1 pseudogene is annotated in these 597 nt (G+C 69.7%); it reads left to right on the top strand.

Annotated features, from left to right (window positions below):
- Positions 1-367 (top strand): annotated as a pseudogene (locus tag OWC48_RS45985) (glucose-6-phosphate dehydrogenase); the annotation flags it as partial.
- Positions 368-597: the final 230 nt, after the last annotated feature.

The following is a 597-nucleotide window of genomic DNA, read 5'->3' on the forward strand; positions in this document are numbered from 1 at the left end:
GCAGAACCACATCCTGCAGCTTCTCTGCCTCACCGCCATGGAGAGCCCGCTCAACCTCGAGGCCAACGCGGTGCGCGACGAAAAGCTGAAGGTGCTGCGCGCCCTCAAGCCGATCACCGCCGCGGACGTGCAGACGGTGACCGTGCGCGGGCAGTACGTGGCCGGCGCCGTCGACGGAAAGCCCGTCGAGGGCTACCTCGCCGACCTCGGCGGGCAGAGCCGCACCGAGACCTTCGTGGCGCTGAAGGTCGAGGTCCAGTCCTGGCGCTGGGCCGGGGTGCCGTTCTACCTGCGCACCGGCAAGCGCATGCCCGACAAGCTCTCCGAGATCGTGGTGCAGTTCCGCGCCTCGCCCTTCTCGATCTTCACGCCGTAGCGGTAGGCCCGGTCGCAGGGACCCGAGGTGGTGATGACCTCGATGCTCCAGGTCCCGTCATAGGCGTCGCTCACGGCGACGGGCTTCCGGGCCGCCTCGGCGGCTCCGACGCCGGCGGCGAGGAGGAGGGCAGCGAGCGAGAGCGTGGACTTCATCGTGCGGAGGTTCCCTTCGGCATGGTTCGGCCGACGCCGGGGCGTCGGCTTGACTGTGCCGGAAAC

This window comes from Bradyrhizobium sp. Arg816 (assembly GCF_029989365.1).
GTDB lineage: Bacteria > Pseudomonadota > Alphaproteobacteria > Rhizobiales > Xanthobacteraceae > Bradyrhizobium.